Origin of the sequence: Acinetobacter sp. YH01024 (assembly GCF_013420195.1) — a bacterium.
In the GTDB taxonomy this organism is placed as follows: Bacteria; Pseudomonadota; Gammaproteobacteria; order Pseudomonadales; family Moraxellaceae; genus Acinetobacter; species Acinetobacter amyesii.
In genome coordinates this window covers 1-7,954 of record NZ_VOYQ01000032.1, presented here as the reverse complement: position 1 = coordinate 7,954, position 7,954 = coordinate 1, and the positions used below count along the sequence as shown (strand labels likewise).

Here is a 7,954-nt window from a genome sequence, read left to right as displayed (position 1 = left end):
TGAGGATCAGAAAGCTTGTTTGAATCGATGTATTTCATCCGCAGATTATGCACGAATGCTAAGAAATCCGGAGTGCAAATATTAACCAAAAAGAAGATCGTTTTTTGATTTATGAAAGAGATCTATTAAACCAACGTAAATCTGCGCGGTTGGCTTCTGGATTATCTGAGATTTGAATGTTTTCACCATGGCTGATATCCAATTGGACAATTCCTAGACGCTTTCTTTCCATGCGGCCATACATGGTTCCTAAGAAGTACAACCAGCCGATGGCAAATAACATCGGTAAAACCATCGGAACAAATACATCACTTGGGTCGACATGAAGCGCGCTGGCGGCGCGGGCAGTAGGCCCACCCCAAGGTGTAAGATTCATAATTCCACTAGAGAGCATAATCAAACATGCCATAATCAATGGGCTCATACCTAAGCGCTTATAGAGTGGCAGCATGGCCGCAACACAGATCATATAGGTTGTAGAACCATCTCCATCCAAAGAGACAATTAACGTCAGGGTAATGGTTCCAAGAACGACTTTTAAGGGATCACCTTTGACCATTTTTAAAATAAATTTCACCGAAGGGTCGAACAAACCTGTATCAATCATGATGGCAAAATACAGAATCGCAAAAAGCAGCATGATGCCAGTCGGTGCAAGTTTTTTTACACCTTCAATCATCATGTCGCCAATTTCATTTATTTGTATGTGTGACAAGCTGTCAAAATAAAAACCAAGTAACCACGCAATCAAGGCAAAAAGTAGGGGAATTAAAGTCAGAGCAACAAGTGGGCTTAAGCGTTTCGACATGATCAAATACATAAAGCACAAGATCATGCCCAAACCGAGTACGGTTAACATGGTTCATTCCTTTGAAATATAAAGCTGTTTTTAAATCCAAGGGCAGAGCATAAAGAGAAATTTCATCAGTCAAAACAAAGGTGAGAAAATGTGAAATACATCACTATTTTAATAAGAAATAGTCATTAATAATGAAGGTATTAAGGAAGGGTGGTTTTTCGATTTATTTTAATTTTTATTCAAAAAATGTGGTCTGTTTACATTTATTCAACATCAGTAGAGAACTGTAAGTGCTGTGCAGATACAGTTTGATTACAACAAATGCGCTTAAGCAAAAATAGACAATAGGGTCCGAATCGGCCAACTAAAAAATCGGAACCAAAATATTAAGGGATTATAAAAAAACAGACCAAACCGCATGGTTTCGTCATAGCGTTGTCGACCGCGTTCATAGGGATAAGGCGTTAAAAACCACGCAGTGGCGATCAGTGTAACACCGACCAATAGAAATAAAGGTTGAGGATGAGCTTTAAAAAAATAATAGATCAGATAAGCCCCAGTATAAAAACTAAAGCAAGTCAAAATCGCTTTAAGTGAAAAAGACATCTTCGTATTCCATCGTATTTATATTTTATTGTTTTAGAAAAAAGAAGAATCGAATTAATCCGATTCTTCTGGTGTATCAAGTTCAGTTTCAGCCTGTTGTAAGCGGGTCACTAATAATTGGTCAATTTTAAAGTGGTCTACATCCACAACTTCAAATTTGTAGCCATGATAAGTAACAAAGTCAGCTGGACGTGGAATTTTACGCAGTTTAAACATCATAAAGCCCGCAAGGGTTTCATAGTTTTCTTCATCGGGCATTTCATCTAAAGCGAGGGCATGCTTTAAATCTTCAATTGGTGTACTGCCATCGATAAGCCAAGAATCCGCATCACGTTTAATAATTTGTTGTTCTGCTTCAATCGGTGTTACCCAGTCGCCCATCACGGTAATCATAATGTCGGAGAGGGTAATAACGCCGACAACCAACGCATATTCGTTAATTACAACGGCAAATTTTTCTTTGGTTGAACGGAAACGATCGAGTAATTCGGACAGTGTTAAAGTATCTGGAATCGTGAGGACATTACGAATGGTATTTTCGTTGAGCTGTAAAAGTGACTGATTGTTGAGGATTCGAACCAAAATATCTTTGGCATCTACATAGCCAATCACGTCATCAATATTTTCACTACAGACCAAAAACTTCGAATATGGAAATTCAGCGAGTTTTTGACGAATACTGGCTTCTGATTCTTTTAGGGTAAAGTACACCACATTTTCACGTGTAGTCATACTTGAAGGGACATTACGTTCTTCCAGTTCAAATACGTTTTCAATAAAGTGGTGTTCTTGCTTTTGTAGTACACCAGCTTGAGCACCGGCATCCATCACGGCTGAAATATCGTCAAAGGTAATATTGTCATCACGTGTTGTATTCACTTTGAATAAACGAAACAACAAATTGGCAATGGCATTAATCACCCACGCCATTGGCTTACATACCTTAATAAAGATTTGAATCGGGTCTACAACAGCGACGGCAATTTTTTCAGGTGCGATCATCGCCAAACGTTTTGGCATCAAATCAGCAAATAGAATGAATAAGGAGGTGACTAAGGTAAACGACAGGGTGAATCCTATGGTTTCAGTCCACGGGCCCTGATAAAAACGGGTCACTAAGGTTATGAAATAAGGACGAAATGCACCTTCACCCAAAATACCGCCGAGAATTGCCACGGCATTTAAGCCAATTTGTGATGCGGCGAAAAAGTCTGCTGAGTTAGCTTGTAAGTCAAGCACACGTTGTGCACGTGAATCTCCAGATTCAGCCAAAATTTTAAGCTTTACTTTTCGTGCACCCGCAAGGGCAATTTCTGTTAAGGATAGAAAACCCGCACCGACGATCAGGAGAATAATAATGACAATATTTTGGAAAAGGCTCACGAATACACCTGTTTGTGATTCATTCTATTTTTCTGTATTTCTAACACAAAAATGGGCAAGGTAGTAGTCTTAACTACTACCTATATAGTGACAGTATACGTTTGAATTAATAAGGAATTAAAGAGTTAATTACTGATACTGTGAAAACTGAGAGTTATTCATTAAGTATTCGCGGTTTTCTTCTTCAATCATTTGACGTGCAACATACAAAATAAGTTGACGTAACCAGCGATGAGCAGGGTGATGATGAAGTAACGGACACCACGCCATTTTTAATTCAAATTCAGGAATATAGAATGGAGGATCACGAAGTAATAGGTTTTGACTTTTAGCTTGAAGGCGAGCAATACGGCTTGGCAGAGTCGCAACTAAGTCAACATTCGATGCCAATAAGCCTGGCATTTGATAATGACGGGTGAAAACTGAAATTTTACGTTTTTGGCCAATACGTTCTAAGGCTTGATCAATCCAACCTAGACCCGCTTGTTTTTCAGGATTGACACCAAAACCAACACCCATACCTGTTTTAGACACCCAAATGTGTTGTGCATCTAGATAACTTTTCAGGTTTAAGTTATTTGCAGCAGGGTGCTTGGCATTTAAAAGGCATGAAAAACTGTCACGCCAGACCAAAACTTGGTGGAAACTTTGCGGAATTTCATTAAAGCGGTTAATCGCCAAGTCGACTTTACCTTGTTCCATATCTCGATAAGACACATCACTTGGTGTTAAAAAGTCCAGAACCACATTGGGTGCTTCGGAGCGCAAAGCTTTTACTAGGCGCGGTACCAGTGTTGCTTCAGCATAATCTGAAGTCATGATGCGGAAGACACGATTTGAAGTGTAAGGTCGGAACTCGGTACGGGGTTCCAAAATCATCGAAAGGTCAGAAAGTGCATCACGGATACGTGGCTGTAATTCAAGTGCACGTTCTGTAGGTGTCATACCTTCTGAAGAACGAATAAGAAGTGGATCATTAAATAAGTTGCGTAGACGACGTAAAATATTACTCATCGCAGGCTGAGTTACACCCAGTTGCTCGGCAGCACGAGTCACATTTTTTTCACGAAGTAGTACATCAAGATAAATTAATAGATTGAGATCGACCCGCTCCAGATTCATAAAATAAATACCGACAATAAAATCATGAAATTTATCTGATTATGCCATAACTACTAAGGCTTGTGTAAAAAATGGATGAAAAAATGACGTGTACTTTGTACTAAAAATCGGCAGTTTTAAGACAAATTTGCTGAAGTGCCAGCATATATTATCTTAAATACTTATTACCTGTTTAGACCGATATTTTTAAGTAAATGAAATAAAAATACGGAGCAATCTTGTTTATGCGAAGTGATATTCATAAAACAAAAAAATTAGATGAAATATCTCATTTGTATGATCATTTGAAGACGGAATAACCGAGTATTTAGCTCGGTAAATTTGGGCAAAAATGGCGTAAAAAATGCTGTTTTTTTTAAAAGTGAATGCTCAGTCGACTTAAGTCTAATGAAGAATAATTCATCAAAATGTTTGAAAAATAGACAAGAAAATTAGCAAAATATATTAATAAAAGTATTTAAATACAAATACTTATGAATATTGGTTAATTATTATAATACGACTTTAATCTACATATTTTTTAAATAAATACCGAAAATTAATGCAGAATATTGGATTAATTTTTTTAGTCAATCTACTCTGTGTCTATCGCAACGAAGTGTTCTAAATCTGAACAATCATTCGAGGGTATGATTTTAGCCTTACGTTGCAGAAAAATCCTAATATTATTACAGGAACATATCATGTCTACATACTTAACAGCGATTGATGCAATCCGTGAATTAAAAGCAAAATTCGGAAGCACTTGGCGCGATATTAGCCCAGAAGATGCTGCACGTATGCAAATGCAAAACCGTTTCAAAACTGGTTTAGACATTGCGAAATATACAGCTGCTATTATGCGTCGTGATATGGCTGCTTATGATGCTGATTCTAGCAAATACACTCAATCATTAGGTTGCTGGCACGGTTTCATCGCACAACAAAAAATGATTGCGAACAAAAAATACTTCGGTACAACTGAACGTCGCTATATCTACCTTTCAGGTTGGATGGTTGCAGCTCTTCGTTCAGAATTCGGTCCACTTCCTGACCAATCTATGCACGAAAAAACTTCAGTACCTGCATTGATCGAAGAAATCTACACTTTCCTACGTCAAGCTGACGCGAAAGAATTAAACGACTTGTTCCGTGCGCTTAAAAAAGCAAACGAAGCTGGTGATACTGCTAAAGCTGCTGAAATCACTGCTCAAATCGACGGTTTCCAAACTCACGTTGTGCCAATTATTGCTGACATCGACGCTGGTTTCGGTAACGAAGAAGCGACTTACTTACTAGCTAAGAAAATGATCGAAGCGGGTGCTTGTGCACTTCAAATCGAAAACCAAGTATCTGACGCTAAACAATGTGGTCACCAAGCTGGTAAAGTTACAGTTCCACACGAAGACTTCATCGCGAAAATCCACGCTCTTCGCTATGCATTCTTAGAAATGGGTCTTGATGACGGTATCATCGTTGCTCGTACTGACTCTGAAGGCGCTGACTTGACTCAAAAAATCCCAGTGGTTAAAGAGCCAGGCGACATCGCTTCTCAATACATCAGCTACTTAGACACAACTGAAATTGACATTTCAGAAGCTCAAGAAGACGAAATCCTAATCAAGCGTAACGGTAAACTTCACCGTCCAAAACGTCTTGCTTCTGGCTTGTACCAGTTCCGTCCAGACACGCAAATTGACCGCGTTGTACTTGACTGTGTATCTAGCCTTCAAAATGGTGCTGACCTTCTTTGGATCGAAACTGCGACTCCAAACGTTGAAGAAATCGCTCACATGGTTAACCGTGTTAAAGAAACAGTTCCAAATGCGAAACTTGTTTATAACAACTCGCCTTCATTCAACTGGACTTTAAACTTCCGTCAACAAGCTTACGACCGTTGGGTTGCTGAAGGTAAAGACGTTTCTGCTTACGACCGTGCTAAACTAATGAGCGCTGAATACGATAACTCTGAATTAGCTGCTGAAGCTGACGAAAAAGTTCGTACGTTCCAAGCTGATGCTTCTCGTGAAGCGGGCGTGTTCCATCACTTGATCACACTTCCGACTTACCATACAGCTGCTCTTTCTACTCACGAGCTTGCTCAAGGTTACTTCGGCGACCAAGGTATGCTTGCTTATGTAGCTGGCGTTCAACGTAAAGAAATCCGCGGTACGATTTCTTGTGTTAAACACCAAGCAATGGCTGGTTCTGACATCGGTGACGACCACAAAGAAATCTTCGCTGGTGACAACGCGCTTAAAGCGGGTGACGATGCGAAAAACACAATGAACCAATTCGCTGCTCACTAAGCATTGAACTGATTCGAAAAAAAGCCCAGCGAAAGCTGGGTTTTTTTATGGCTTTAAAATCTTCTTAAATTCATTTATTGAAGTGTGTCGATATAAAAAAGCAGGGCATAACCCTGCAAATAGAGTGAGACAGCCTTTATTTAAGGCAAAAGGATAATAAACCAAGTAAAAAAGATAATTGCTAAAGCAACGAATTGAGCGGCACTCCCCATATCTTTTGCAATTTTAGAAAGTGGATGCTTGTCTAAAGATACGCGGTCGACAACGGCTTCAATGGCAGAATTGAATAACTCAACTATCAAGGCAAATAAGCACACCACTACCATAAGGGCATGTTCAGCACGACTCACATCGAGAAAATAACTGGTAGGAATAAGCACAATATTCATCCAGACAATTTGTCGAAATGCAGCTTCATTTTGATAAGCAGCTTTGAATCCGTCGAGGGAATATTGCGTTGCATTTAAAATTCGTTTAAATCCAGATTTGCCTTTAAACGGGGAAATTTCACTCATAGCACTGTACAGACGTATAGATTTAAAAACTGGCGAAAATATAGCATGCCAAGCTTAAAGTTTTCTTGCATTCAGTTTTTATTTTATTGGGCCTAAAAATTTAAGGGGATTTACATAAGCCTGTATCAAGTTAGTGCTATGTTTATTCATTATTAGACTTAAAATCTGCCTGAATTTCAGGCACAATACAGGCGTTTAAATTTTTTAATTTTAAAGCCTTTGCTTCATTGCATGAAATAATAAAAGTGATATAGGTCAACAATGAAAAACTTTAGTTTTGCTGTGCTTGCAGCAACACTTTTAACCAGCCAGTTTGTCAGTGCAGAGCCGGCATTTATTCAAACGGAAATCAAAACGAATGTGACTCAGCCCGTGGGATTTTATTCTTTCCAAGTGGGTGCGTATAAAGTCATTGCTTTAAAAGATGGGACACTCGAATTAAGTCCTGATTTGTTTAAACAAAACTTAACTCCAGAAGAAGTCAGTGCCTTATTTCAAAAGCTTGCGGTTGATCAGAGCAAAGGCATACAAACCAGTGTCAATGCCTACCTGATTGATGATGGACAAGGCGGCATCAGTCTTGTCGATAGTGGTGCAGCCAGTTGTTTTGGTCCGAACTTAGGTTCTATTGCACAAAATATTGAAGCAGCTGGCTATAAGCTTAATCGTGTACGCAGTGTATTCTTAACCCATTTACATCCAGATCATGCATGTGGCATTGCGAAACAAGGCAAGGCCGTGTTTCCAAATGCAACGGTTTACGTCAATGAACAAGAAAGTCAGTATTGGTTAAGTGAAAACACCGTTGACACTTTAGCTGCCGAAAAACGTGACGGTTATTTAGCAACTGTTGCAAAAATTAAAGCTGCGATTGCGCCTTATCAGACCATGCGGAGTTTTAAGACCTTTAGCGTTGGTTCGGTGATTAATGGTTTAGAGGTTTTACCGAGTGTTGGACATACACCGGGGCATTATTCTTTTATCTTAAAATCACAAGCTAAAAGTTTTGCTATCCTCGGCGATGTGGTTCATTCCTATCATTTACAGTTTGAACAACCCAAGTTATCTGTCGATTTTGATGTCGATCCGGTCAAAGCCAGTGAAACTCGTTTAGCAATTTTTAAACGTTTTGCTCAAGAGCAAACCTTCGTTGCATTTGCACATTTACCATTTCCGGGTATTGGTAAAATTAGTGAAATGAATGATGGTCAGTTCCGTTGGAACCCGCTAAATTTAGCTCC

Annotated in this window: 6 protein-coding genes and 1 pseudogene; 2 read left to right on the top strand and 5 right to left on the bottom strand. The window is 39.1% G+C overall.

The annotated features are described in order from the left end of the window. Positions 1–112: 112 nt before the first annotated feature. The 4 genes and pseudogenes from FTT88_RS12485 to FTT88_RS12470 all read right to left on the bottom strand — a co-directional run. Positions 113–859: pseudogene (locus FTT88_RS12485) on the bottom strand (citrate:proton symporter); the annotation flags it as partial. Between the two features lie 267 nt (positions 860–1,126). Next, complete coding sequence (locus FTT88_RS12480; protein WP_180003383.1) at positions 1,127–1,405, bottom strand: hypothetical protein; 279 nt, start codon at positions 1,403–1,405, stop codon at positions 1,127–1,129. 54 nt (positions 1,406–1,459) lie between these two features. Then, the gene (locus tag FTT88_RS12475; RefSeq protein WP_078191332.1) at positions 1,460–2,788 is read right to left on the bottom strand and encodes a hemolysin family protein; all 1,329 of its coding nucleotides are present in this window, start codon (positions 2,786–2,788) and stop codon (positions 1,460–1,462) included. Positions 2,789–2,917: 129 nt separating this feature from the next. Beyond that, positions 2,918–3,910: a LysR family transcriptional regulator gene (locus FTT88_RS12470; protein WP_078191331.1), complete on the bottom strand. Its 993-nt coding sequence runs from the start codon at positions 3,908–3,910 to the stop codon at positions 2,918–2,920. A 683-nt stretch (positions 3,911–4,593) separates the two neighbouring features. On the opposite strand from FTT88_RS12470, the gene FTT88_RS12465 reads away from it, so the two are divergent. Then, positions 4,594–6,198, top strand: a complete 1,605-nt coding sequence (locus tag FTT88_RS12465; protein WP_168378085.1) for an isocitrate lyase — start codon at positions 4,594–4,596, stop codon at positions 6,196–6,198. Between the two features lie 140 nt (positions 6,199–6,338). On the opposite strand, the gene FTT88_RS12460 is transcribed toward FTT88_RS12465, so the two are convergent. Continuing rightward, the gene (locus FTT88_RS12460) at positions 6,339–6,713 is read right to left on the bottom strand and encodes a diacylglycerol kinase (protein WP_168378310.1); all 375 of its coding nucleotides are present in this window, start codon (positions 6,711–6,713) and stop codon (positions 6,339–6,341) included. A 261-nt stretch (positions 6,714–6,974) separates the two neighbouring features. Between FTT88_RS12460 and FTT88_RS12455 the strand changes: the two genes are divergently transcribed. After that, on the top strand, positions 6,975–7,954 hold a 980-nt coding region (locus FTT88_RS12455), incomplete at its 3' end, for an MBL fold metallo-hydrolase (protein ID WP_180173981.1).